The following is a 23,505-nucleotide window of genomic DNA, read 5'->3' as shown; positions in this document are numbered from 1 at the left end:
TTGCCCGCCCCGCCGGTGCTGAAGTCGATGCATTTCAATCGTCGCGCCAGCCGCCGCGACCATGTCGGCTTCTACCTGATCGAGCATTTCAGCCAGACGGCGCCGAAGCTGCCGGACCACGAGATCGCCGAAGCTGGCTTCTTCCCGCTCGACCGCTTGCCTGAGGGCACGACGCCGGCGACGCTGCGCCGGATCGCCGAGATTTTTGGCGACGAGCAGCCCTCGCCCTACTGGTAGATCAGGCCGCCGCTTTCTCGAACCGCGCCCGGTCATGCCGTGCGCCGTAATCCAGTTCCGGCCCTACCGGAACGATCCGCGTCGGATTGATCGTCTGATGGCTGGCGTAATAATGCGCCTTGATATGATGCAGGTTCACGGTCCCGGCCACGCCAGGCACCTGATAGAGATCCCGCAGATAATTGGACAGGTTCGGATAGTCGACGATGCGGCGCAGATTGCATTTGAAATGGCCGACATAGACCGGGTCGAAGCGCACCAGCGTGGTGAACAGCCGCCAGTCGGCCTCGGTGATGCGGCTGCCGACGAGATAGCGCTGTTTTGACAGCCGCTCCTCCAGCGTATCCAACGCCGCGAACAGTTCGCCGAACGCCTCTTCATAGGCGCGTTGCGTGGTGGCGAAGCCGGCGCGGTAGACGCCATTGTTGACCGCGGGATAGACCAGCGCATTGATGCGGTCGATCTCGCGGCGCAGGTCCTCGGGATAGAAGTCGAGCCTGGCATCGCCCCATTCGTCGAAAGCCGAATTCAGCATGCGGATGATCTCGGAAGACTCGTTGGAAACGATGGTCTGCTCCTTTTTGTCCCACAGCACCGGCACCGTCACCCGGCCCGAATAGGCGGGATCGGCTTTGGCATAGATCTGGTGCAGGAAGTCGAGGCCGTAAAGTGTATCGCCGGTAGCGCCGTCCTCAGCCAAAAACGTCCAGCCGTTGGCGCCCATGAAATGATGCACCACCGACACCGATATGATGCCTTCCAGCTTCTTCAGCGCGCGAAAGATCAACGTCCGGTGCGCCCATGGACAGGCAAGCGAGACATAGAGATGATAGCGGCCGGGCTCGGCCTTGAAGCCGCGCGTCCGGCCTTCGGCCGGCGCTCCGTCAACGGTGATCCAATCGCGCCATTGCGAGTGCGTCCGCACGAACCTGCCGCCGTTGTCCGCCGTGTCATACCAGCGATCCTGCCACCTGCCTTCAACCAGCAATCCCATGCAAATCTCCTTGCGTCCTATTGGTTTATGTAGGCGCAAGGCTGCCCTGTCGAAGACGTCAGGTGCTGAACAGACCGTCACTTGGCAGAAACGACGGACAAAAACGGCCGATTGCAGCGGCAGGAAATTGATGCTAGCGGACAATCCGCATGTTCGACTTTGCTTTGATCCGGTTTGACCGACGACGAAAGGGCGCCCGCGCTTGATGAAGCGCTGACTGGCGAATGCTGCCGTTTGCAGCAAACCTTTCCTCCTTACCGGAACGCAAAGACCATGAGCCTTGCCGACGTGAAATACCTGCCGGAAACCCCGGTGCATGACCTCCAGATCGAAGCCATCAACGACGAAGCCTTCGGGCCCGGCCGCTTTGTGCTGGCCGCCTACAAGATCCGCGAAGCCGGAGGGCACGAACGCTCGCTGTCCTTTGTCGCCGTCGATGGTGACCTTGTCGTCGCCTCGGTGCGCATGACCCGCGTCGCCGCCGGCGCCGGTCGCGCGCTGATGCTCGGGCCGCTTGCGGTGCGGCCGGCCTTCAAGAATCTCGGCATCGGCCGCCGACTGGTGGCGATCGCGCTGGAGGCCGCCGCCAAGGCCGGCGCGCCCGCGGTCATGTTGGTCGGTGACGAACCCTATTACGGTCCGCTCGGTTTCAAGCGGATTCCGCGCGGCCAGATTTCGATGCCGCGCCCTGTCGATCTCGACCGGCTGCTGTCGCACGAGATCGCGCCGGGCGCGGTCGCCAGGCTCTCGGGCGAGGTCTGCCACGCCGATCAGGCCAGGGTGGCCGATCCCATCGCGGCGATGGCTTGACCTTTCCCGTCGATCTGGCGCCTGATCCGTCCCACTGTTCCTGAGATCAAAGGATGACGCCATGAACCCGAACGGCCAGATCGCGATCGTCACCGGCGGCGGCTCCGGTCTTGGCGAGGCAACGGCGCGCGCGCTGGCCGCCAAGGGCGCCCGCGTCGCCATCTTCGATGTCGGTATTGATCGCGCGGCCAAGGTCGCGGCCGAGATCGGCGGCATTGCCGTCCAGTGCGACGTCAGCAGTGCCGACAGCGGAACCGCTGCACTCGCCGACGTCGTCGCCAAGCTTGGCGAGCCGCGTATCCTGGTCAATTGCGCCGGCATCGCCATTGGCGTGAAGACGATCGGCAAAGATGGTCCTCATCCCCTCGATCAGTACCGCAAGGTGATCGAAGTCAATCTGATCGGCACGTTCAACATGATCCGCCTCGTCGCCGAGCGCGCGTCGAAGCTCGAGCCGCTGCAAGGTGGCGAGCGCGGCGTCATCGTCAACACCGCTTCGGTTGCCGCCTATGATGGCCAGATCGGCCAGGCCGCCTATGCGGCGTCCAAGGGCGGTGTCGTCGGCATGACGCTGCCGGTGGCGCGCGACCTTGCCCGTTCCGGCATCCGCGTCTGCACCATCGCGCCCGGCATCTTCAAGACGCCGATGATGGCCGGCATGCCGCAAGAGGTGCAGGATTCGCTGGGTGCCGCCGTGCCCTTCCCATCGCGTCTGGGCGAGCCGTCCGAATATGCCGCTCTCGCCCTTCACATCATCGAGAACCAGATGTTGAACGGCGAGACCATTCGTCTCGACGGCGCCATCCGCATGGCGCCGAAGTAGACGGTCATGAGCGCCGGCTTGCCAGCTGCCGGGAAGACCGGTCCGCTTGCCGGTTTGAAGGTGATCGAGATGGCCGGGCTCGGCCCCGTGCCGCTGGCCGGCCTGTTGCTGTCGGAGATGGGCGCCGAAGTGCTGCGCATCGAACGGGCGGGGGCGAGCCAGTTCCTGTCGCTGCCGGATGAGTACAACATCGACCGCCACGGCCGCGCACTGCTGCGCATCGACCTCAAGCGCCGGGAAGGCACCGATCTGCTGCTGCGCCTGGCCGAAAAGGCGGACATCTTGCTCGAAGGCTTTCGTCCCGGTGTCATGGAACGGCTTGGCCTCGGCCCTGAAGCGGTGCTGGCACGCAACCCGGCGCTGATCTACGGCAGCATGACCGGCTTCGGCCAGGACGGCCCGCTCGCCGGCCGCGCCGGCCACGACATCACCTACCTCGCCTATTGCGGCGTGCTGCACGCCATCGGTCACACTGACGGCCGTCCCGTCCCGCCACTCAACCTCGTCGCCGACTACGGTGGCGGTGCCATGATGCTGATTGCCGGCGTGCTGGCCGCCCTGTTCCAGCGCTCACGCACCGGCAAGGGGGAGGTCATCGACGCGGCGATGGTCGAAGGCGCCTCGATGCTGGCGACGCCGCTGCACGCCTTCATGGCGGCCGGGTTGTGGAGCGAAAAGCGCGGCGCGAACCTGCTCGATTCCGGCGCCCCCTTCTACGACACTTATGAGACGTCAGACGGCCGCCATATCGCCATCGGCTGCCTCGAGCCGCAGTTCTTCGCCGAATTCGCCAGGCTGCTGCCGCTCGACGAGCGCTTTGTATCCGGCCAGTACGACAGGGCATTGTGGCCGCCGATGCGCGCGGCCATTGCCCATCGGGTCCGGCAGAAATCGCGCGACGACTGGGACCTGCTGTTTGCCCAAACCGATGCCTGCGTTGCCCCGGTCCTATCGCTGCAAGAGGCGAAGCACCATCCGCACAATCGGGCACGCAACGCCTTTGTGACGGCGGGTGCATTCGAGCGCCCTGCCCCGGCGCCGCGTTTCTCGAGCTCGCAACCAACACTGGCCACCATGCCCGGCGATGACGATTTGTCGCCGGCGACAATACTGGCACGTTTCGGCCTTGCGAAAGCCGAGATCGACGACCTTGTCAAATCCGGCTTGCTGACCGATAACTAGAGAAGATAAATCAACTTATTGCGGTGACGCCTTGGACGAACCGAAGAAGGACGTGATCCGCGAGACAGACGCCGAAGCGATCCGGCTGGGCAAGACGCTTCTGCGCAACGCCCGCTTTGGCGCTCTGGCGGTGATCGAACCGCAAACCGGCTCGCCGCTGGCCAGCAGGGTCGGCGTGGCCACCGACATTGATGGCGCGCCGCTGATCCTGGTTTCGATGCTCTCGGCGCACACCGGCGCCCTGCTTGCCGATCCGCGCTGCTCCCTGTTGCTTGGCGAACCCGGCAAAGGTGACCCGCTGGCGCACCCGCGCCTGACACTGGTCTGCCAGGCGGCACGGCTTGAGCGCGGATCAAGCGAACACGCCCGCACCGAGCGCCGTTATCTCAACCGCAATCCCAAGGCGAAACTTTACGCCGGTCTCGGCGACTTTTCGATCTTTCGCCTCGAGCCGCAACGCGCCAGCCTCAACGGCGGCTTCGGCAAGGCCTATCAGCTCGATCAATCGGATGTGCTCACAAGCGGACCGATCGTCGAGGAACTGGCGACGAGCGAACAATCCGCCATCGACCACATGAACGCCGACCATCTCGACGCGATCGCCGTTTATGCAAAGCATTTCACGAAAGTGTCCGGCAACGGCTGGATAATTGCCGGATTCGATGCCGATGGTATGGATCTGGTGTCGGGCGACGATGTTTGCCGGGTCTTCTTCCCACAACCCTTGGCAGCAGCACGCGAATTGCGACACGTTCTGGTCGAAATGGCCAGGGTCGGACGGGCCTCGGTCGACGTCGGCACTGGACTTAATTATGATTGATCAAAAGCAACACTTGAGATTTAAATGAAATGCTCTACCTTTTGTTGGTGACGTTGAATCGCATGTGCCGATTCACGAGTGAGTTTATGGAATCAGATGCCATTGCCCCCATGGCGTCAGGATGAACAAGAAGCATGGGGGATCGATGGTCTCGACAAAGCTAATCGTCAACGCCGAAGCGGCGGCAGAGTTTCTCATGCTGATGGGCAATGAGAAGCGCCTGTTGATCATGAGCTATCTCGCCGAGGGTGAAATGTCGGTCGGCGCCATCGCCGAGAAGGTGATGCTCAGCCAATCCGCCCTGTCCCAGCATCTCGCCAAGTTGCGGGCGCTCGACCTCGTCGACACACGCCGCGACCGGCAGATGATTTACTATTCCTGTAAATCCGACGCCGTGCGCGAACTGCTCCACATGCTGGACGGTATTTTCGGCAGCGGCAAGGACGACCTGTCCCAGATGGCGCACCGTTTGCGCCGTGCCGGAACCTGACCACACTGTAGCCCGCTGACCTCACCGGCGATTTCAAAGCGACATGCGCCCATCCGGGCGCACAGAGGTAGCTGATCGTTGTCAGAGCGACATGCGCCCATCCGGGCGCACAGAGGTAGCTGATCGTCGCGAATTGTCGCATCGTGCTTTCCTGGCCAAAGGTGAGCGCCGGGGATCGTTCCGGATATTCGGGCCGATGCGACGGCCGCGAGGAATGCATGGATCCCATTCGCATCGACGACCCGCAAGATCCGCGCGTCGCTGCCTATCTCGACATCCGCGAGCGTGACCTCGCCGGCCGGCAAGGCCGCTTCGTCGCCGAAGGCAAGGTGGTGTTGGACCTGCTGCTCTCGGCAGGGCGCTTTGCCGCCGAATCGGCGCTGATCCTGGAAAATCGGCTGGCCGGTCTCGAGGAGATCCTGCGCAAGGCGCCGGCCGACCTCCCCGTCTATGTCGCCACCAGCGCGGTGATGGACGCAATCGCCGGGTTTCACATGCATCGTGGCATCCTGGCCATGGGACGCAAGGGGGCGCCGCAGTCGGCTGAGGCTCTTCTCGATGCCTTGCCAGCCCAGGCGCTGGTCGTGGTGCTCGTCGGCATCGCCAACCATGACAATATGGGTTCGATCTTCCGCAACGCCGCCGCCTTTGGCGCCGACGCAGTTCTGCTGGATGCGACATGTTGCGATCCGCTCTACCGCAAGGCGATCCGCGTTTCCGTCGGCGCCGCGCTCAAGATCCCGTTCGCATCGTTCGCCGACACCGCCGGCTTCACGGCAATGCTCGCCCGGCGCGGCTTCGAACAATTCGCGCTCTCACCACGCGGGCGGACCGACATCCGCGATGCGCAGCGGAGTGAACGCATGGCGCTCTATCTCGGTACCGAGGGTGAAGGCTTGCCGGACAGCCTGCTCGCACGCCTGCATGGCGTGCGAATCACCATGTCGGAAGGTTTCGACAGCCTGAACGTCGCAGCCGCCTCAGCCATCGCGCTGCATCATTTTTCGGCAAAAGAGAGCTGATTTCAGCTTGTTGCGTCAGCCTTCTGTAAATCCCGCACGCGGTCGGCAAGACTGCGGTTGCCGGAGCGTGCATCCGAAGGTGCCGCCAGCGCCTTGGCGATCGGCGAACCAGGCCCCTCAAGCTTGGCCGTCAGATGGACGACCTCCGCCGCCAGTTCGTTCATCTGCTCGCGCAGGGCGGAGCTGCCGTCCGTGGGATTGGACGCGGCCAGCGCGGTGAGATCCGCCTTCAGCCGCTTGTTCTCGCGCGCCAGCGCCGTCAGCCTCGCCTCGAGCCGCTCACGGTCGCTGTCGAGCTTGGCGATCGCCTTGTCGAGGTCATCGCTCCTGGCAACGTCGCCGCCCTTGCCGACCAGCCGCAAGGCCGGTGCGCTATCTTCGGCTTTCGATTTTTCGCGCATGCGCGCCAGTTCCTTTTCGCGGCGGTCGAGCTTGTCCTCGCGATCGGCAAGCGTGGCCAGCAGCCGTTCGACCTTCTTGTCGAGCTCGGCGGTCCTTTTCTTCTCGGCTTTCAGGGCGTCGCGCGCGGCCTTGCTTTCGGCCGCGATCTCCTGGCTGCGCCTGTCCGCTTCCTTGCGCTGGCCGCGCAGCAGCGCAATGTCACTGGCGAGTTTCTGCATTTCGGATTCGCGCGCCACGAGCTCGATCTGCCGGCTGCTGGAGGAAAAACTGGCGTCGTCATACATGTGCTCCAGCTTTTCCAGCTCGAGCGCGCGCTTTTCCAGCTTGCGTTCGGTCTCCTTGAGTCGCTCCGAAAGCTGCTGCAACTCGCCCTCGCGCTGATGCAACGCTTCGTTCTTGGCGCCGAGTTCGGTCAGCGCATGGTTCTTGTCCATGCGCTCGACCGCCAGCCCCTTCAGGGCCTCGCGACCGCGATTGATCTCGACGAGTTGTTCGGCCGCCTTCTCGCGCAACGCCTTGACGCTGATTTCGAGGCGGCGCGTCGACATGGCGTACTCGGCGCGGATGCGGTCCTTGTCTGCCTGGATCTCGGTTTGCGTCAGAGGGATCGAGCCTTCGATACGTTTGCGCGTCAGGGCGACGGCGCGACGCCATATGGCCGGAGCCACCATAAGCGCCAGAAAACCGGCGCAGAGAAAGCCGAGGACGAAGAACAGGACCGACTGGACCAAGTGACTACCCGTTGTGGACGGCAACCATCAAACCAATGCATGTCGCCCAAAAAGTGGGAACCGGTTTTGGGACAACGACATGCAACAAGATAAAAACCAAAAGCGCGTCGAGCACTTTTGACTGTGCCACGTTGACATGGCGGAAATCCAGCGTTGCGGCAAGGGTTTGCCGTAACGGGACGGGTTTAATGCATGCCGCCCAAAAGTGGTCCCGGTTTTGGGAGAACGACATGCATAAGCCAAAGATCTTCAGCTCAGAACGGATTCCAGGTGGCGCGCTCGGTAAGCTTCAGATAGCCGAGATTGACGCCAAGCCGGGCACCGACACCGGTGCGGATCGGCACCAAAATCACGTTGTTGTTCTTCAGCACGTTGAAGCCGACACCAGCCACCACATAGGCCGAACCGGCGACGCCGCCATAGCGGTTGTAGAGGCTGCCCACATCGTCGAGATTGTAGACCAGCATCATCACCCGTGACCCCTCGCCGCCAAAATCCCAGCCGAGTGACGGGCCTTGCCAGAACACTTTGTGATCGCCGGCATTCTTGGTGTAGAGCGTGCCTTCACCATAGGTCAGGCCGCCGATCAGCGCGCCCGAGCCCTCTTCCCCCAGCAGATAGCCGTTGGGCAGGCCGTAGGAAGCAAAAATCTTCTCGACGACCGTGGCGAGCCCGCCCGATGTCGCACCGAAGAACTTGTGCCCGGAATCGACAATCTCCTGAGCGGTATATTCCTGGGCCCGCAGGGCTGAAGTCGAGAAGACGAGAACGCCCAGGAGCGTGACCGCCATTGAGAAGACACGGAGAAAGCTCCGGTCGTAGTATCGGGAAAACATGCTTCCAATCTCCGTCAGGGAGCACCTTCGCCGACGCCTCGCACCCCGTACGGCTCTTTTAGCCGGCCGTTAAGGGTAACTGTTACGGGCAAACTATGCCGTAATCCTTTTTCAACCATTAAGCTCCCACATGAACATGGCGGTTCGAAGGCTGTTTTGGGGTCGCTTAAGTGGGTCGGCGGCCTGCGTGAACACGCCATTTGCCACATCCACAATTTTGGATTTGTTGCTGCACGCACGGGTGCTGTGTATTCAGAAAGCCCGAGGAGAGAGTGCGTGATTCGTGTGGGCAGGCGACGATCGATCGCTCGGCCGTGGGTTATTAGATTTTGCAGGGATTTTCGCCGATGGCCGATCTGTTCACCCTTTCCGCACCCGATCTGGCAGCGCTATTGTGCAGCCGGGTCTGCCACGACATCATCTCGCCGGTCGGCGCGATCAACAATGGGCTTGAGCTGCTCGATGAAGGCGGCGCTGACGAAGACGCCATGAAGCTGATCCGTCAGAGCGCCCGCAATGCTTCGGCCCGCCTGCAGTTCGCCCGCATCGCCTTCGGCGCCGCCGGCTCGGCCGGCATGCTGATCGATACCGGCGATGCCGAAGCGGTCGCAATCGCCTTCCTCAAGAACGAAAAGCCGGAACTGACCTGGAACGGGACCCGCGCACTGCTGCCCAAGAACAAGGTCAAGCTGCTGCTCAACCTGATCCTCGTCGCCAACGCCGCCATTCCGCGCGGCGGCAAGCTTTCGGTAACGCTGGAAAACCTCGAGACCGAGCCGCGTTTCGCGCTTGCGGCGGCTGGCCCGATGCTGCGTGTGCCGCCGAAATTCCTCGAACTGCATTCCGGCCACAAGCCGGAGGAGCCGATCGACGCGCATTCCGTGCAGCCCTATTACACGCTGCTTCTGGCGCGCGAAGCCGGCATGACGATATCGATCCACGCGACGCCGGAAGAAATCGTGCTTTCGGCTGCCTGATAGCGCAGCCGGGAAGCCGAAGTATTTTTCCATCGAAATCTGTAATTCCGGCCCATCGACATGAAATGCGTTTGATCGCCTTGGGCAGCGTTGAAGCATTCGCGAATAAAAGCGAACAGCCGCAGTCTTTGTAAAAATTTTACCTAACGCCTTTTCGGCTTCTTTACCAGATTGGCCTATGGTGCGTCTGGATACCCCCGACGCTACCGGATTGCCAGACGGCAAAGAGGACCCGGAAATGAAACGCTGCATGTTCGTCGACGATTCAAGTGTCATCAGGAAGGTTGCAAAACGCATCCTGGGCGGCTCCGAAATGATTGTCATCGAGGCAGCCAGCGGACTTGATGCGCTGGAGATGTGCGCCGCCGACATGCCCGACATCATCGTCGTCGATGGCGCCTTGCCTGATGTGCCGGCGGTCGATCTCATCCGTCGCGTGCGCGCCATGGAGAGCCCGATAAGGCCGCAGATCCTGATTTCACTGGTCGAGCTCGATATCGCTTCGATCATGCGGGCCAAGCGCGCCGGCGCCCAGGGCTACCTCTTGAAGCCATTCAACAGGCCGCAACTGCTCGAGCGTTTTCGCACCTTGAAGATCGCACCTGATTCGGTGGTGTCGAGCAATTCCAGGAAAAGCGCGTGACGCGCCTGCTGTCAGGAATTGCGTAAAAAGAGATAATTACCAGCCCATCACGCAAAAAACCCGGCCAGAGCCGGGTTTTTTATTGAAGAAAGTCCGAACGATGCCCGTCGATCAGGCGCTGACGCGGATGTCTTCCGGTTCGCGCAGCACATAGCCGCGACCCCAGACCGTCTCGATGTAATTCTGGCCGCCAGATGCCGCGTCGAGCTTCTTGCGCAGCTTGCAGATGAAGACGTCGATGATCTTGAGCTCAGGCTCGTCCATGCCGCCATAAAGATGGTTGAGGAACATTTCCTTGGTCAGCGTCGTGCCCTTGCGCAGCGAGAGCAGCTCCAGCATCTGGTATTCCTTGCCGGTCAGGTGCACGCGCTGGCCGCCGACTTCGACGGTCTTAGCATCGAGGTTGACCACCAGGTCGCCGGTGGTGATGACCGACTGGGCGTGCCCCTTGGAGCGCCGCACGATGGCGTGAATGCGGGCAACCAGCTCATCCTTGTGGAACGGCTTGGTCATGTAGTCGTCAGCGCCGAAGCCGAGGCCACGCACCTTGTCCTCGATGCCGGCCATGCCGGAGAGGATAAGGATTGGCGTCTTTACCTTGGAAAGGCGAAGCGTTCTCAAGACCTCGTAGCCCGACATATCAGGCAGGTTGAGATCGAGAAGGATGATGTCGTAATCGTAGAGCTTGCCTAGATCGACGCCCTCTTCACCGAGATCGGTCGTGTAGACGTTGAAACTTTCCGATTTCAGCATCAGCTCGATGCTTTGTGCGGTTGCACTGTCATCTTCTATCAGCAGAACACGCATTTCATTCCCCTTTTCTGCTGCCGGACCATTTCACGACCCGTCCGGACCCGGAGCAGTGGTTGCCTTGTGCAGAGGCTGCCATCAAATGGTTAACAAAACCTAATTTCCCGCCCATGACGGTACCAGATTTTTTAACCTCTTTCTACACCCTCTTGAATCTAATAACGAATCTCAGAACCAAATCCTAATGCAACACATCAATAATCTGGACTAAGTGACTCCAGAGACTCATCGACGTCGCTTCCGCATCGGCGGCCGGAATTTTTACCCGGCCTTAAGTCCTGACCCGTATGATTAACAATGCCCGTAAACGAATGGTTACCGCTGGCAAAAAACTTTAGGGTTTTGTTTCCCATAGTTCGGGGAAAGCCGGTGGACACGGGTGCGGCCTGGGCTCTTCCAGGTGGTTTGGACGATAAGTGCGGGTGTGCGTTTCCGGGAGTACGAATCATGAAGTCACGTGAAAACCTCGTTCGGCTGAAACAGTTTCAGGTGAATGAGAAGCGGCGGCAGCTGCTGCAGCTCGACATGATGATCGCCGAGTTCGAACGCATGGCCGTCGAGCTGGAGCTTCAGATCACCGCTGAAGAAAAGAAGGCCGGCATCACCGACATCAACCATTTCGCCTATCCGACCTTCGCCAAGGCGGCGCGTTTGCGCCGCGACAACCTCAGAAATTCGCAAAGCGACCTCGCGCAGCAGCGAAGCACTGCCGAATCATTACTCGGCGAAGCTGAAGCGGAGCTTTCCAAGGCGGAAATGCTGGAATCGCGTGACACCAAGATCCGCGAAGCCGAAATCGGCGGCCGCAGCGCCATGATCGGCTGAAACCGGCCTGTCCACGACATTGGCGCTTGCCATCTGGCAAGTGCATGATCTCGGCCGGCCCTGGTGGAAGGCCGCCAAGAAAACTGAGAGCCGCCCTAAGTTTTTATGCATGTCGTTTTCCCAAAACCGAGGTCACTTTTGGGCGACATACATTAGGCGGCCCAATCCCCTTCACCATCGGCAATTGCCCTCGCACGGGCGTCCTTGATGTCCGGTGCATGCTGCTCCGCCCATGATCTGATCTCGGTAAGGAGCCCCGCCAGGTTCTGGCCGAGTTCGGTCAACTCATATTCGACACGCGGCGGGATGACCGGGAAGATATCGCGCCGCACCAGTCCGTCACGCTCAAGCACGCGCAGCGTCTGCGTCAGCATCTTCGGCGTAATGCCTTCGAGCTTGCGGGCAAGCTCGCCATTGCGCAGCCGGCCTTTGCGCAGCGCGCAAACCACCAGATAGACCCATTTGCTGGCCAGCATCTCCAGCACGGTGTGCGAAGGACACGTTCGCCGGAACGCGTCATAGCCGAAACCGCAGTCGTTCTCACTATCCATGAGGTGCGTATATATCAGAAAGGTACATACTGGACAAGGGACTATTACTATCCAAATGATAGTGGCAGCAACCAAGCAGGAGATATCTCAATGCGTGCCGTTATCCAGAACTCCGTCGGCGGACCCGACGTCCTTGTCATTGCCAATCAGCCCGACCCCACACCAAAGGCCGGCGAGGTGCTGGTCCGCGTCAAAGCCGCCGGCATCAATCCGGTCGATGGCTCCGTTCGCGCCGGCCACTATCAGCTGCTCGGCGAGCCGCCCTTCATCCTGGGCTGGGATATCCCGGGAACAATCGAGGCGCTCGGCGCTGGCGTCACCGGCTTCAAGATCGGCGACGAGGTGTTCGGCATGCCGCGCTTTCCCAAGCAGGCGGCGGCTATGCCGAACTGGCGGCTGTGCCGGCCGATGAAATCGCACTGAAACCGAAGGGCGCCGACCACCTCCAGGCAGGCGCCTTGCCTTTGGCCGGCCTGACCGCCTGGCAAGGCCTCGTCCGCCATGGCGGGCTGAAATCGGGCCAGCGCGTATTGGTCCATGCGGGGGCCGGCGGCGTCGGCCATCTGGCGGTGCAGATCGCCAAGGCGCGCGGCGCCTATGTTATCGCCACCGCCAGCCCGCAAAAGCTCGATTTCGTCCGCAAACTCGGCGCCGATGAGGTCATCGACTACACCAAGGGCGATTTCACCGACCAGGTTCGCGACATCGATCTGGTGCTGGAGCCACTGGGCGGCGAGCATGCCGAACGCTCACTGAAGGTGCTCAAGCGCGGTGGCGTGCTGGTGTCCTTGCTCAATGTCAGCGACGCCACCAGGGCGCAGGCCAGTGCGCAGGGCATCCAGGTCGAGCGCATGTCCGTCGTGCCCGACAGGAAGGGCCTGCAGGAACTGGCTCAGTTGATCGATGCGAAAAAGCTCGCCGTCCATGTGGCGAAAAGCTTCCCGCTCGACCAGGCGGGGGCTGCTCACGCCTTCCTCGCCACCAAGCCGATCGGCAAGGTTGCGCTGACGGTTTGAGCGCCAAAAGACTCGTTTCGAAAACGAAGGCGCGGCTTGTCGCGCCCTTATTTCCAGCGCGCGGGCGCGGACGAACCTAGCGCGGCGCGCTGGATCGTCTCGCCTCTGCCCGGTTATATGCGAGATCGGCGACGTTGAGAAACGGGTGCGCGCTCGAGAATCCATATGGGTAGAACCAATTCGAACGGAACCTCCTATCGATCTTTAAGCCTTTTAACCCATGTTACCGAAGTAGTTAACAAGAAATACTTGGAATCTTAAGTTTTGGGACAAAGCGTGTGGTATATTCCGGGAGTACCGAGGAAAAACGCAGATGGGTTCGAAGAGACGTCAACTTCCTTGTTCGACTCATCTTCCCGTCACATGGCCTGCGAGAGGTACTGAGCGCCAATTTCCGTATGCTGGACCTGTCTGAGGGCGGAGCGGCGCTGTATATCGGCAGCTTTTCAGGCAGTCCGGATCACTTTTACCTGCAATTTGGTGACGAAAAATCCGAACTCGTGAGCTGCTACCTGGTTCAAAGGACACAACACGCGCTAAGTTGCCGATTCAGCAATCCGCTCCCAACCGCACATATCGACGCGATTATTGCCCAGAAAGAGATGGACCTAACCATCGAAAGTCTTTTTTCGAAGACGAACGAGGATTTGGTCAACGACTTCCTCGGCTCATTTGTGGAATAGATTTCTTTCATACCTGATCGGGGAAGCGCGATCTTCTCCTCGCCCTGTGGAACCCCGAAGGAGGGACGACCCATGGCTCACCCCCGCGGGTCTGCGAGCGAGCTTGCGTTGTGGCGATCGAGGGGGCCGCGCTCACCGGCCCGCGAGCGAAAAAAGGACGGTTGCGCCGCCCCTCGATTCACGACCGCCGTTCCAGAAGCAAATCTTGCTAGTGCCGGTATTGCTGGATGCGTGTCGTGCGCAGCCCGGCAAGGCCATATTCGTCGATCGACGCCTGCCAGGACAGGAATTCCTCGGTGGTGAGCTTGTAGCGTTGGCAAGCCTCGTCCAGGCTCAAAAGCCCGCCGCGCACGGCCGCAACCACTTCCGCCTTGCGCCGGATAACCCAGCGACGTGTATTCGTCGGCGGCAGATCGGCAATCGTAAGTGGGCTGCCGTCAGGCCCGATAACATATTTGACTCTCGGTCTAACCAGATCGGTCATCGTACTCTCTACAAAAAACTCAAAGACCCAATCCCCGCCACGTTACCGCCACAGCTTTAAAAATTGCCTAAGCAGACCCTAATGACTAGGTAAGGATCATGAACGCCGCGTTAGTCTTTTCGCTGGCATTTGAAACATCCGCCTGGAAGCGGCGGCAGTGCGCGAAAAATCCACCCGTTCACCGGAACCGGTCGCCGCCTGTCGGTCCGCCCTGCAAGCTGGCGTAGCCGCAAAGCTTGACCTATATTCGCGTCATTGGCATTCAGACGCCGTGCAGAACGAAAGAACCATGAACAGCCTCGATCTTCCCGGACGTCCCGAAAACACCCGTATCGTCGTCGCCATGTCGGGCGGTGTCGATTCATCGGTCGTCGCCGGCCTGCTGAAGCGCGAGGGCTATGATGTCGTCGGCGTCACCTTGCAGCTCTACGACCATGGCGCGGCGACGCACCGGGCCGGCTCATGCTGCGCCGGGCAGGACATCGACGATGCCCGCCGTGTCTCCGAGACGCTCGGCATCCCGCATTATGTGCTCGACTACGAGGAGCGCTTCCGCAAGGCGGTGATCGATCCCTTCGCCGAGAGCTACGTCGCCGGCGAGACGCCGATCCCATGCGTTTCCTGCAATCAGACGGTGAAGTTCGCCGACCTCCTGGCCACCGCCAAGGAGCTTGGCGCCGACGCCCTGGCCACCGGCCATTACATCCGCTCCGGTGCCAATGGCGCCCACCGCGCGCTCTACCGGCCAGTCGACGCCGACCGTGACCAGAGTTATTTCCTGTTCGCCACCACGCAGGCACAGATCGATTATCTGCGCTTTCCGCTTGGCGGCCTGTCGAAGCCACAGGTTCGCGCCATTGCCGAGGAGATGGGGTTGACGGTTGCCGCCAAGCAGGACAGCCAGGACATCTGCTTCGTGCCGCAGGGCAAATATTCCGACATCATCGCCAAGCTGAAGCCGACTGCCGCCAATCCGGGCGACATCGTCCACATCGACGGCCGCGTGCTCGGCCGCCATGAGGGCATCCTGCGCTACACGATCGGCCAGCGCCGTGGCATCGGCATAGCTTCCGGCGAGCCGCTCTACGTCGTCCATCTCGATGCCGACCGCGCCCGTGTCGTGGTCGGCCCGCGCGAGGCGCTGGAGACGCACAAGATCTATCTGCGCAATATGAACTGGCTGGGCGACGGACCGCTCACAGATGTCCCCGCTGGCGGCCTGGAACTGTTCGCCAAGGTTCGCTCGACGCGACCGCCGCGCCCGGCCGTGCTGCATCACGGCAAAGGCGCCACATGGGTGGAACTGGTCGACGGCGAGTCCGGCATCGCGCCCGGGCAAGCCTGCGTGCTCTATTCCGATGACGGCAACGAGGCCCGCGTGTTCGGCGGCGGCTTCATCGAGCGTTCGGAGCGTGGCGCCGAGGCCGAGGCCATGCTGACCCGGCTGGCCGCCAGGCCGACGCAGATTCCCGCGGAGTAGGGGCTCCGTCCTCTCGGAGACCGTTTCGAAATTCGCTCTGGCGAGTCATGAGCGGACATTTGGGTCCGTGAGCACAGTTCTACTGCGTCGACGCAGTAGAACTGGGAAGCGCAGAAAACGCCACTAGATGGCCGCCGGAGTGGAATTTCCAAACGGTCTCAGGATTTGGTGTGCGTGACCGTGCCCGCGGTCAGGATGCGCAGCACCCTGATGGCTTCCTCGCCGCTGGTGCGCGGCTCGGCACGCGTCTCGATGCACTGGATGAAATGCTCCAGCTCGCGCGTCAGCGGCATGCCCTGGGCAACCGCGACATAGGACGGCTCATTGGTGGTGAAGGCCCATTGGCCGCTGTCCTGCCACACCGCATGGCGGTAGACGGCAAGCTTGCGTTCCCATGGCTCGACGTCGTCGAACACCGCCATCGCCTTGGTGCCGACCACCGTCAGCCGCCGCTCGCGATAGGGATTGAGACGCGAGGTGAAGAGATGGCTGCGCAGGCCGTTGGGAAAGCGCATGTGCAGATGCGCGAAGTCGCTGAGATTGTCGAGCAGGGCGGCCCCCTCGCCGCGAACCTCGATCGGCTCTGTGCCGGTGATCGCCAGGATCATCGACAGATCGTGCGGCGCCAGGTCCCACAGAGCATCGTTCTCGGTGTGGAACTTGCCGAGGCCGAGCCGGTGCGAGTGGATGTAGCGGACTTCGCCGAGTTCGCCCTTGTCGATCAGCCCTTTCAGCGTCTCGAAGGCGGGGTGGAAGCGCAGGACATGGCCGACCATGAAGACCCGGCCATTGTCCTTGGCCGCCTGCACCGCACGCTCGGCATCCGCCACCGTCAGCGCGATCGGCTTTTCCACCAGCACGTCCTTGCCGGCCTCGACGGCACGCACGGCAAGGTCGGCATGGAATTGCGGCGGCAGCGCCATGACGATGGCGTCGATATCGTCACGGACGAACAACTGGTCCGGCTCGATCGCCAGGCAGTCCTGTTCGCTGGCGAAGCCTTCGGCACGGGCCCGGTTGGTGTCGGAGACCGCGTGCAGCGCGCCGAGCGCCTTGAGGGTGCGGATGTGGTTGCTGCCCCAGTATCCGCAACCGAGGACTGCAATGCGCGGCTTCATCTGTTTCAAACTCTAAAAACTCGTGGCCGAGACATAGCGACGTGCCCCGTCGAACTCAACCCCGGCGGCAGCAACCAAATGTCTGCGCGGCAAAGCTTTTCGATAATGACGATAAGCCGGCAAGCCGGCTGCTTCGAAGCTTGACAGGCTCACCCTCCCAACCTTATATCCGCGCGACCTTGGCGAACGCCCCCGACGTGCCTTTCGATTTGAGGCGGATTTCGGGCCTTTCGCCGCCCTGGCGGGGTAGCTCAGTTGGTTAGAGCACGGGAATCATAATCCTGGGGTCGGGGGTTCAAGTCCCTCTCCCGCTACCATTTTGTCAATAAGATCAATCGGTTACGTGGGCATCCGCTACCGTTGGCCATACTGATTGCTCTCACTAGCATCGACACACGAACCCGCCAGCGCCCCGTGCAGACAAACGAGGCTCGGCAACGGTGCCCTACTCAGCAGCCATGACTGGTCGCATTTCCAGTTCCTCCGTCGAAACCTCATGGATTTCATCCGCCGTCGGGACCTCATCCGCAGTCGGCTTGATCCGGAACCACGCGGTGTAGAGCGCGGGCAGGAAGAGCAGGATCAACACCGTGCCGGCCGCCGTTCCGCCGATCAGCGTATAGGCCATTGAGCCCCAGAAGACGGAGTGCGTGAGGGGAATAAAGGCGAGCACGGCGGCAAGTGCTGTCAAAATGACGGGCCGTGTGCGTTGCACCGTGGCCTCGATGACGGCGTGATAGTCGTCAATGCCGGCTGCGCGGTTCTCCTTGATCTGTTCGGTCAGGATTAGCGTGTTGCGCATCAGGATGCCAGCCAGTCCTATCATACCCAGAATGGCGTTGAAGCCGAAGGGCTGGTGGAAGGTGAGCAGCATCGGCACGACTCCGACAAGGCCAAGCGGTGCTGTCAGCATGACCATGAACATCGTGGAGAAAGATCGCACCTGGAGCATGATGACGATCAACATGGCGGCTATCATGGCCGGGAAGACTTTAGCCAGCGCGGTGTTGGCCTTTTCCGCCTCTTCGATCGATCCGCCCATTTCGATGCGATAGCCGACCGGAAGAGACGCAATCAGCGGCTGAAGGGCCTGCATGATCTGCTTGGAGACCTCCGGAGGCTGGGTAGCTTCATTGATGTCCGCGCGGATCGTGACAACGGGCGTGCGGTCACGGCGCTTCAGGATTGGCTCCTCCTGACGGATTTCCGAATGCCCGATCTGGTCGAGCGGAATCGAGCGGCCGTCCCGGCTTATCAGCGAGAAATCCGCCAGACGCGCCGGATCCAGCCGCTCGCCGCCGGCGCTGCGTGCCACGATGGGGACGTTGCGGATGTCCTCGCGAACCTGCGTAACGGGGATGCCGGTGAGAAGGAATTGCAGTTGCTGAGCCACCTCCGCCGGCGAGAGGCCGATGAGGTTCAGTCGATCCTGATCGGGGACAAAGCGAAGCACGGGCGTGCGGTTGCCCCAGTCGCGGTTGGCCTGCCGCACATCCGGGACGCTCCGCATGATGTCGAGAGCCTTTTCGGAAATGCTGTAGAGCTGCGTCGCATCGGGGCCCATGACCCGGAACTCGACGGGGAACGGCGTGTAGGGGCCGAACACGAGCTGCGTAACGCGGACATTCGCCTCGGGCGCAAGCCCTTGCGCCACTGCCTCTCGGAGCCGGTGCTTCAACGCCTCACGCGCCTCCGCGTCGGGGGTCAGCACGACGATCTTGGCGAAAGCAGGATCAGGCAGTTCCGGAGCCATCGCAAAGAAGAAGCGCGGAGCGCCCTGGCCGACGTAGCTCGTGACAATCTTGGCCTCGGGCTGGCTGTCCAGCCAATTTTCGAGCTTTTCGACCGCAGCGGTCGTTGTCTCGATGCTACCACCTTCCGGCAGGCGAACCTCCACCAACACTTCAGGGCGGTCGGATGTCGGGAAGAACTGCTGTTTGATGCCGGCCATACCGACGACGGAAAGCGCGAAGGCTATGCCAACGATACCGCAGGTTACGAACTTATGGCGCACAGCAAACGTGATGACCCGCCGCAAACGTCGATAGTTACGCGTGTCGTAAATAGCGTGGTGACCGCCTTCGACCGGTTTGATCGCGGGCAGCATCTTGACACCGAGATAGGGCGTAAAGACCACCGCGACGATCCAGGAGACGATGAGGGCGAACCCCACGACCCAGAAGATGTTGCCGGCGTATTCGCCAGCCGTCGAGCGCGCAAAACCCACCGGCACAAAGCCGGCGATCGTCACCAGAGTTCCCGATAGCATCGGCGCCGCAGTGTGGCTCCATGCATAGGCCGCCGCCTTAATGCGGTCCATCCCCTCTTCCATCTTCACCACCATCACCTCGATAGCAATAATGGCGTCGTCCACGAGAAGACCAAGCGCCAGGATGAGGGCGCCGAGCGTGATGCGATCGAAGAACCGGCCGGTTTCCAGCATGATGAGGAAGACCACGGCGAGCGTCAGAGGGACGGCAGCCGCCACGACGATCCCGACGCGCCAGCCCATGCTAAGCAGACTGATCAGCAGCACGACGCCGAGCGCCATCGCGAACTTCAACATGAATTCGTCGACCGCCGAGGTGATGTTGACAGCCTGGTCGGACACCTTGTCGAGCGTCATGCCGAGCGGCAGTGTCTGTGTGATCGCGGCAGTCCTGTCCTCCAGGGCCTTGCCGAGCGCGCGACCATCCCAGCCCTCCTGCATAACGGCCGCGAGCATGATGGTGGGCTCGCCCTGGCGTCGGATGAGGTATGTGGGAGGGTCCTCATAGCCGCGGCTGACCTCGGCGATGTCGGATAGCTTCAGCGTCCGCCCCCCAGCGACAATCGGGGTGTCGGCGATCGCCTGAACGCTGTCATAGGCGCCGTCGACCCGAATGAAGAGGCGCGGCCCTAGGGTGTCGATCGAACCTGCTGGCGTGACGGTGTTCTGCCGCTGCAAGGCACCGACGATGTCCTGTGCCGACACGCCGAGGTTTGCCAGTTTGGCGTAGGAAAACTCGACGAATATCTGTTCGGGACGTTCACCAAGGATGTTGATCTTCTTGACGCCGGGCACGTGCAGGAGGTCCTGGCGGATCACCTCGGCCTGCCTCGCCAGCTCCCGCATCGGCATGCCTTTGGCCTTCAGCGCATAAAGGGCGAAGCTCACATCCGAATATTCGTCGTTCACGAAGGGGCCGAAGACGCCGGGCGGCAGGTTGCGGGCTTCATCACCGAGTTTCTTGCGAGCCTGGTAGAACTCCTCCTGCACGGCGGATGACGGTGTGCTGTCCTTCAGCGTGACCGTCATATACACATAACCTGGCCGTGTGGTCGTCTCCACCCTGTCGTACCAGGTCAGCTCCTGAAGCCGCTTCTCCAACGGTTCGGCGACGAGATCCTGCATCTCGCGCGCCGTCGCGCCCGGCCATGCCGTCGTAACCGTCATGGTCTTGATGGTGAAGCTAGGGTCCTCGGCCCGGCCGAGCATAAGGAAGGCGTAGGCTCCGGCAGCCACCAGCAAGAGGATGAAGAATAGGGTGACGGCGCGTTCGCGAACGGCGATCGCGGAAAGATTAAAGCTCATCAGTTGCTCCCGCTTTCGGACTCGGTCCGGACGCGAGCGCCCTCCTGCAGGAGGTGGGCGCCGAGCGACACAATGGGAACGTTCGAGTTCAATCCGGAGATCACAGCGGTTTCGCTGGTTACACGAACGAGTTGCACGGGCTGAAAGTGTACGGTTGAGGTGGCGCTGTCCAACACCCAAACGCCAGTCTTGCGGCCGTCATCGAGCACGGCTCCCAGTGGCACCTGGACTTCTGGCTGTTGCGCCTGGCTTGCGAGCCGAACGGTAACCGTCGCGCCAAGTGGTGCAGCGGCAGCTTCGCCGTCGAGCACATAGCGCGCCTCATACGTGCGGGTCTGGGCATCGGCGGAGTCCGACAGCTGCCGCAGATGCGCTGTATAACGACGCTCATCGCCACCATACACGCTCGCCTCAGCCGCCGAGCCGATCGCCGGCCGGATCGTTTCGGGAAGGGCGACAACCGCTTCGCGCGGGCCTGCCTTGGCGGTCCGGATCACTGGCTGGCCGGCTGCGACGACCTGCCCCGGCTCGCTAAGCGTTTCGACCACCGTTCCATCCGCGTCCGCCAACAGGACTGCATAGGCCGCCTCGTTCTCGGCGACCCGTGCGTCGGCTTCAGCGGCGGCAAGTTGCGCCTGGGCTGTATCCATCGCAGCCTTCGCCTGCTCGTAGCGCTGCGGTGTAACCCACCCACTGCCAAGCAAACTGGCGTATCGCCGTTCATCCGGCTGTGTCTGAGCGACTGTTGCCCGCGCTGCCGCAACGGCATTGCGCTTCGCCGAAAGCGCAAGGCGCAGATCGGTATCATCAATCCGCATCAGCGGCTGACCGGCTTTGACCTGCTGACCAACGTCCACCAACCGTTCCACGATCTTGCCGGGAACCCGAAAGCCCAGATTGCTCTGCACCCTCGCCCCGATGACGCCGGTGAAGCCACGTTCTGATTCGGTGACCGGCGCTGCCGACACAAGTCTGACGAATGGTGCCTCCTGCCTTGGGTCGGTCACCAAAGGAGCTTCCTGCGCGGGAGTAGCAAACGTGGCGAATGCCGCCACCCATGACATCGCCGTCAGGGTCGATCCCAATACGATAACGGTTCTCTTTTTCACGCTCGTCGCCTCATCTCAAATTAGATTGCGTTCGATTTCTATATCGATTATAGATTACGAACGCAATCAAAAAGGAGATCGACGATGCGCGTGAGCCGAATTCAAGCCGCAGAAAACCGCGAAACCGTGATCAATGTGGCAAGCCGCCTTTTTCGGGAGCGCGGCTTTGACGGCATCGGCCTCAAGGATTTGATGAAGGGCGCGGGGCTGACCCAGGGCGCCTTTTACAAGCAATTCGCGTCAAAGGAGGACCTGGCGGCGCAGGCGTCCAGGCGGGCGATGGAGAGCGCCACCCACAGATGGTCGGACGCAACTGCGGCAAACCCTGAGAATCCACTCGAGGCGGTGATCTCATTCTATCTCAGCATGGACCATCGCGGAGAAAGGATGGACGGCTGCCCGGTCGTTGCGCTCGGCTCGGATGCTGCCAGGCAGGGCGCCGAGGTGAAGGCGTCATTCGAAGCCGGGATCAAGGAATACCTTGAGATGCTCGCTAGTTGGGTTGGCAAGGCCGACGGCGAGGAGACCGGCGGCAAGGCCATGGCCATTCTGTCGACAATGGTCGGGGCGGTGCTGCTCTCACGGGTCGTCAACGACCCCGACCTTGCGCAGGCTTTTCTGGATGCGGCGTCCGATCAGGTTCGCGAAGCAGTCGCCGCTTGAACGGCGTGGGCAGTGCTGTCGGCGCACCCAAGTGATAGGAGAATAGATGCGACGGATTGTTGTTACAGGCATGGGGGCGGTCACGCCCCTTGCTGCCAATGTCGAAGCGTCATGGTCGCGCCTGCTGGCCGGTCGTTCGGGCGTCCGTAGGCTTCCGGACGATGTGGTGGGAGACCTGCCGGCAAAGATTGGCGGCGTGGTTCCCTCCTTGAAAGAAGACCCCGACGCTGGCTTCGATCCTGACGGCGTCCTGTCCGTGAAGGATCAGCGCAAGGTAGATCGGTTCATTCTCTTTGCGCTGGCCGCGGCGGAAGAGGCGCTTGCGCAGGCGAAATGGAAGCCTGCCTCGGAAACGGATCGCCTGCGCACAGCAACGATCATCGCTTCAGGGGTCGGCGGCTTCCCCGCCATCACCGAGGCGGTGCGCACGGTCGACCTGCGTGGCGCCCGCCGCCTGTCGCCCTTTACGGTGCCATCCTTCCTGGTGAACCTCGCAGCGGGCCAGATCTCAATCCGTCATGGCTTCAAAGGTCCGTTGGGCGCACCGGTGACGGCGTGCGCGGCCGGCATCCAGGCGATCGGCGACGCGGCCCGTCTCATCCGCGCGAACGAAGCTGATATTGCCGTGTGCGGCGGCACGGAAGCATGCATGAACATCGTCAGTCTCGGTGGGTTTGCTGCCGCACGCTCTCTTTCAACCGGCTTCAATTGGGCGCCGGCGCAAGCCTCGCGTCCCTTCGACGTATCGAGGGACGGCTTCGTCATGGGCGAAGGAGCCGGCGTGCTGGTCATCGAGGCGTTGAGCCACGCGCTGGCGCGCGGCGCAAAACCGCTCGCCGAACTCGTCGGCTACGGCACGACGGCGGATGCTCATCACGTCACCTCTGGGCCTGAGGACGGCGGCGGTGCGCGCCGGGCCATGGAGATCGCGATTGCGCAAGCGGGGATTTCGCCGCACGAGGTTCGTCATCTCAACGCGCATGCGACCTCCACGCCAGTCGGCGACCTGGGCGAGATCGAAGCGATCAAGAGCCTATTCGGTCGCGATTTCGCGATAGCCGTCAGCGCAACGAAATCGGCGACCGGACACCTGCTGGGCGCGGCCGGCGGGCTTGGAGCCATCTTCGCGATCCTGGCGCTCAGGGATCAGGTGGCGCCGCCGACGCTCAATCTGAGCGCTCCCGATCCGGCCGCCGACGGCATCGACTTCGTCGCAAACGAGCCC

24 protein-coding genes, 1 tRNA gene and 1 pseudogene are annotated in these 23,505 nt (G+C 61.8%); 17 read left to right on the top strand and 9 right to left on the bottom strand.

Features of this window, described 5'->3' with window-relative positions:
• Positions 1 to 237: pseudogene (locus tag EN993_RS11495) on the top strand (DNA mismatch repair protein MutT); the annotation flags it as partial.
• Position 238: 1 nt separating this feature from the next.
• Here the strand turns inward: EN993_RS11495 and EN993_RS11490 are convergent.
• Positions 239 to 1,231, bottom strand: coding sequence for a glutathione S-transferase family protein (locus tag EN993_RS11490; protein ID WP_127263254.1), 993 nt, complete (start codon positions 1,229 to 1,231; stop codon positions 239 to 241).
• Between the two features lie 273 nt (positions 1,232 to 1,504).
• Here EN993_RS11490 and EN993_RS11485 point away from each other — a divergent pair, with 273 nt between their 5' ends.
• From EN993_RS11485 to EN993_RS11460, 6 genes are all read left to right on the top strand, one after another.
• On the top strand, positions 1,505 to 2,041 hold the full coding sequence (locus EN993_RS11485) for an N-acetyltransferase (protein ID WP_109661255.1): 537 nt from the start codon (positions 1,505 to 1,507) through the stop codon (positions 2,039 to 2,041).
• A gap of 61 nt (positions 2,042 to 2,102) precedes the next feature.
• Positions 2,103 to 2,864: a 3-hydroxyacyl-CoA dehydrogenase gene (locus EN993_RS11480; protein WP_127263253.1), complete on the top strand. Its 762-nt coding sequence runs from the start codon at positions 2,103 to 2,105 to the stop codon at positions 2,862 to 2,864.
• A gap of 6 nt (positions 2,865 to 2,870) precedes the next feature.
• On the top strand, positions 2,871 to 4,046 hold the full coding sequence (locus tag EN993_RS11475; protein WP_127263252.1) for a CaiB/BaiF CoA-transferase family protein: 1,176 nt from the start codon (positions 2,871 to 2,873) through the stop codon (positions 4,044 to 4,046).
• 31 nt (positions 4,047 to 4,077) lie between these two features.
• On the top strand, positions 4,078 to 4,866 hold the full coding sequence (locus EN993_RS11470; protein WP_127263251.1) for a HugZ family protein: 789 nt from the start codon (positions 4,078 to 4,080) through the stop codon (positions 4,864 to 4,866).
• Positions 4,867 to 5,011: 145 nt separating this feature from the next.
• Positions 5,012 to 5,356 carry a metalloregulator ArsR/SmtB family transcription factor gene (locus EN993_RS11465; protein WP_109659611.1) on the top strand — a complete coding sequence of 115 codons (345 nt, stop codon included), beginning with the start codon at positions 5,012 to 5,014 and terminating at the stop codon, positions 5,354 to 5,356.
• A gap of 218 nt (positions 5,357 to 5,574) precedes the next feature.
• The gene (locus EN993_RS11460; protein WP_127263250.1) at positions 5,575 to 6,378 is read left to right on the top strand and encodes an RNA methyltransferase; all 804 of its coding nucleotides are present in this window, start codon (positions 5,575 to 5,577) and stop codon (positions 6,376 to 6,378) included.
• 2 nt (positions 6,379 to 6,380) lie between these two features.
• On the opposite strand, the gene EN993_RS11455 is transcribed toward EN993_RS11460, so the two are convergent.
• Together EN993_RS11455 and EN993_RS11450 are read right to left on the bottom strand one after the other, a co-directional pair.
• The gene (locus tag EN993_RS11455; protein ID WP_126070231.1) at positions 6,381 to 7,511 is read right to left on the bottom strand and encodes a hypothetical protein; all 1,131 of its coding nucleotides are present in this window, start codon (positions 7,509 to 7,511) and stop codon (positions 6,381 to 6,383) included.
• A 254-nt stretch (positions 7,512 to 7,765) separates the two neighbouring features.
• Positions 7,766 to 8,302, bottom strand: a complete 537-nt coding sequence (locus EN993_RS11450) for an EipA family protein (protein WP_245270509.1) — start codon at positions 8,300 to 8,302, stop codon at positions 7,766 to 7,768.
• A 392-nt stretch (positions 8,303 to 8,694) separates the two neighbouring features.
• On the opposite strand from EN993_RS11450, the gene EN993_RS11445 reads away from it, so the two are divergent.
• Positions 8,695 to 9,324 carry a histidine phosphotransferase family protein gene (locus EN993_RS11445; RefSeq protein WP_109659605.1) on the top strand — a complete coding sequence of 210 codons (630 nt, stop codon included), beginning with the start codon at positions 8,695 to 8,697 and terminating at the stop codon, positions 9,322 to 9,324.
• A gap of 238 nt (positions 9,325 to 9,562) precedes the next feature.
• Complete coding sequence (locus EN993_RS11440; protein ID WP_127263249.1) at positions 9,563 to 9,967, top strand: response regulator; 405 nt, start codon at positions 9,563 to 9,565, stop codon at positions 9,965 to 9,967.
• Between the two features lie 111 nt (positions 9,968 to 10,078).
• Here EN993_RS11440 and ctrA read toward each other — a convergent pair whose 3' ends face one another.
• A complete protein-coding gene (ctrA, locus tag EN993_RS11435) occupies positions 10,079 to 10,774 on the bottom strand; it encodes a cell cycle two-component system response regulator CtrA (protein WP_006203583.1) in 696 nt (231 codons plus the stop codon).
• A gap of 450 nt (positions 10,775 to 11,224) precedes the next feature.
• Here ctrA and EN993_RS11430 point away from each other — a divergent pair, with 450 nt between their 5' ends.
• A complete protein-coding gene (locus tag EN993_RS11430; RefSeq protein WP_109659601.1) occupies positions 11,225 to 11,602 on the top strand; it encodes a flagellar export protein FliJ in 378 nt (125 codons plus the stop codon).
• 152 nt (positions 11,603 to 11,754) lie between these two features.
• On the opposite strand, the gene EN993_RS11425 is transcribed toward EN993_RS11430, so the two are convergent.
• Positions 11,755 to 12,153, bottom strand: a complete 399-nt coding sequence (locus tag EN993_RS11425) for a helix-turn-helix domain-containing protein (RefSeq protein ID WP_109659599.1) — start codon at positions 12,151 to 12,153, stop codon at positions 11,755 to 11,757.
• A 90-nt stretch (positions 12,154 to 12,243) separates the two neighbouring features.
• Between EN993_RS11425 and EN993_RS37740 the strand changes: the two genes are divergently transcribed.
• The 3 genes from EN993_RS37740 to EN993_RS11415 all read left to right on the top strand — a co-directional run bounded on the left by EN993_RS37740 (position 12,244) and on the right by EN993_RS11415 (position 13,852).
• The gene (locus EN993_RS37740; protein ID WP_245468739.1) at positions 12,244 to 12,576 is read left to right on the top strand and encodes an alcohol dehydrogenase catalytic domain-containing protein; all 333 of its coding nucleotides are present in this window, start codon (positions 12,244 to 12,246) and stop codon (positions 12,574 to 12,576) included.
• Positions 12,552 to 13,169: an NADP-dependent oxidoreductase gene (locus tag EN993_RS11420; protein ID WP_245468738.1), complete on the top strand. Its 618-nt coding sequence runs from the start codon at positions 12,552 to 12,554 to the stop codon at positions 13,167 to 13,169. Before EN993_RS37740 ends, EN993_RS11420 begins: the two co-directional genes overlap by 25 nt.
• A gap of 398 nt (positions 13,170 to 13,567) precedes the next feature.
• Complete coding sequence (locus tag EN993_RS11415; protein WP_109659595.1) at positions 13,568 to 13,852, top strand: hypothetical protein; 285 nt, start codon at positions 13,568 to 13,570, stop codon at positions 13,850 to 13,852.
• A 208-nt stretch (positions 13,853 to 14,060) separates the two neighbouring features.
• Here the strand turns inward: EN993_RS11415 and EN993_RS11410 are convergent, their stop codons facing one another.
• Positions 14,061 to 14,336 carry a DUF1153 domain-containing protein gene (locus tag EN993_RS11410; RefSeq protein ID WP_013529904.1) on the bottom strand — a complete coding sequence of 92 codons (276 nt, stop codon included), beginning with the start codon at positions 14,334 to 14,336 and terminating at the stop codon, positions 14,061 to 14,063.
• Between the two features lie 289 nt (positions 14,337 to 14,625).
• On the opposite strand from EN993_RS11410, the gene mnmA reads away from it, so the two are divergent.
• Complete coding sequence (gene mnmA / locus EN993_RS11405) at positions 14,626 to 15,816, top strand: tRNA 2-thiouridine(34) synthase MnmA (protein ID WP_109659592.1); 1,191 nt, start codon at positions 14,626 to 14,628, stop codon at positions 15,814 to 15,816.
• Between the two features lie 158 nt (positions 15,817 to 15,974).
• On the opposite strand, the gene EN993_RS11400 is transcribed toward mnmA, so the two are convergent.
• Positions 15,975 to 16,934, bottom strand: coding sequence for a Gfo/Idh/MocA family oxidoreductase (locus EN993_RS11400; RefSeq protein ID WP_109659590.1), 960 nt, complete (start codon positions 16,932 to 16,934; stop codon positions 15,975 to 15,977).
• A gap of 240 nt (positions 16,935 to 17,174) precedes the next feature.
• On the opposite strand from EN993_RS11400, the gene EN993_RS11395 reads away from it, so the two are divergent.
• A tRNA-Met gene (locus EN993_RS11395) sits at positions 17,175 to 17,251 on the top strand.
• A 128-nt stretch (positions 17,252 to 17,379) separates the two neighbouring features.
• On the opposite strand, the gene EN993_RS11390 is transcribed toward EN993_RS11395, so the two are convergent.
• The gene (locus EN993_RS11390; protein WP_127263248.1) at positions 17,380 to 20,508 is read right to left on the bottom strand and encodes an efflux RND transporter permease subunit; all 3,129 of its coding nucleotides are present in this window, start codon (positions 20,506 to 20,508) and stop codon (positions 17,380 to 17,382) included.
• On the bottom strand, positions 20,508 to 21,617 hold the full coding sequence (locus EN993_RS11385; protein WP_164548763.1) for an efflux RND transporter periplasmic adaptor subunit: 1,110 nt from the start codon (positions 21,615 to 21,617) through the stop codon (positions 20,508 to 20,510). Before EN993_RS11385 ends, EN993_RS11390 begins: the two co-directional genes overlap by 1 nt.
• 84 nt (positions 21,618 to 21,701) lie before the next feature.
• Between EN993_RS11385 and EN993_RS11380 the strand changes: the two genes are divergently transcribed.
• Both EN993_RS11380 and EN993_RS11375 read left to right on the top strand, forming a co-directional pair.
• A complete protein-coding gene (locus EN993_RS11380) occupies positions 21,702 to 22,280 on the top strand; it encodes a TetR/AcrR family transcriptional regulator (protein ID WP_127263247.1) in 579 nt (192 codons plus the stop codon).
• A gap of 46 nt (positions 22,281 to 22,326) precedes the next feature.
• On the top strand, positions 22,327 to 23,505 hold a 1,179-nt coding region (locus EN993_RS11375), incomplete at its 3' end, for a beta-ketoacyl-[acyl-carrier-protein] synthase II (protein WP_127263246.1).

Source organism: Mesorhizobium sp. M7D.F.Ca.US.004.01.2.1 (genome assembly GCF_003997785.1).
In the GTDB taxonomy this organism is placed as follows: Bacteria; Pseudomonadota; Alphaproteobacteria; order Rhizobiales; family Rhizobiaceae; genus Mesorhizobium; species Mesorhizobium loti.
The sequence above is the reverse complement of the archived record's forward strand: the minus strand, read 5'-3'. Positions and strand labels throughout refer to the sequence as shown.

Excerpts from the sequence above, each read along its gene's own strand:
- EN993_RS11485 (WP_109661255.1), top strand. The coding sequence starts at position 1,505 with ATGAGCCTTGCCGACGTGAAATACCTGCCGGAAACCCCGGTGCATGAC.
- EN993_RS11430 (WP_109659601.1), top strand. The coding sequence starts at position 11,225 with ATGAAGTCACGTGAAAACCTCGTTCGGCTGAAACAGTTTCAGGTGAAT.
- EN993_RS37740 (WP_245468739.1), top strand. The coding sequence starts at position 12,244 with ATGCGTGCCGTTATCCAGAACTCCGTCGGCGGACCCGACGTCCTTGTC.
- EN993_RS11440 (WP_127263249.1), top strand. The coding sequence starts at position 9,563 with ATGAAACGCTGCATGTTCGTCGACGATTCAAGTGTCATCAGGAAGGTT.
- mnmA (WP_109659592.1), top strand. The coding sequence starts at position 14,626 with ATGAACAGCCTCGATCTTCCCGGACGTCCCGAAAACACCCGTATCGTC.
- EN993_RS11460 (WP_127263250.1), top strand. The coding sequence starts at position 5,575 with ATGGATCCCATTCGCATCGACGACCCGCAAGATCCGCGCGTCGCTGCC.
- EN993_RS11380 (WP_127263247.1), top strand. The coding sequence starts at position 21,702 with ATGCGCGTGAGCCGAATTCAAGCCGCAGAAAACCGCGAAACCGTGATC.
- EN993_RS11400 (WP_109659590.1), bottom strand. The coding sequence starts at position 16,934 with ATGAAGCCGCGCATTGCAGTCCTCGGTTGCGGATACTGGGGCAGCAAC.
- EN993_RS11465 (WP_109659611.1), top strand. The coding sequence starts at position 5,012 with ATGGTCTCGACAAAGCTAATCGTCAACGCCGAAGCGGCGGCAGAGTTT.
- EN993_RS11450 (WP_245270509.1), bottom strand. The coding sequence starts at position 8,302 with ATGGCGGTCACGCTCCTGGGCGTTCTCGTCTTCTCGACTTCAGCCCTG.
- EN993_RS11475 (WP_127263252.1), top strand. The coding sequence starts at position 2,871 with ATGAGCGCCGGCTTGCCAGCTGCCGGGAAGACCGGTCCGCTTGCCGGT.
- ctrA (WP_006203583.1), bottom strand. The coding sequence starts at position 10,774 with ATGCGTGTTCTGCTGATAGAAGATGACAGTGCAACCGCACAAAGCATC.
- EN993_RS11425 (WP_109659599.1), bottom strand. The coding sequence starts at position 12,153 with ATGGATAGTGAGAACGACTGCGGTTTCGGCTATGACGCGTTCCGGCGA.
- EN993_RS11415 (WP_109659595.1), top strand. The coding sequence starts at position 13,568 with ATGCTGGACCTGTCTGAGGGCGGAGCGGCGCTGTATATCGGCAGCTTT.
- EN993_RS11390 (WP_127263248.1), bottom strand. The coding sequence starts at position 20,508 with ATGAGCTTTAATCTTTCCGCGATCGCCGTTCGCGAACGCGCCGTCACC.
- EN993_RS11480 (WP_127263253.1), top strand. The coding sequence starts at position 2,103 with ATGAACCCGAACGGCCAGATCGCGATCGTCACCGGCGGCGGCTCCGGT.
- EN993_RS11445 (WP_109659605.1), top strand. The coding sequence starts at position 8,695 with ATGGCCGATCTGTTCACCCTTTCCGCACCCGATCTGGCAGCGCTATTG.
- EN993_RS11490 (WP_127263254.1), bottom strand. The coding sequence starts at position 1,231 with ATGGGATTGCTGGTTGAAGGCAGGTGGCAGGATCGCTGGTATGACACG.
- EN993_RS11410 (WP_013529904.1), bottom strand. The coding sequence starts at position 14,336 with ATGACCGATCTGGTTAGACCGAGAGTCAAATATGTTATCGGGCCTGAC.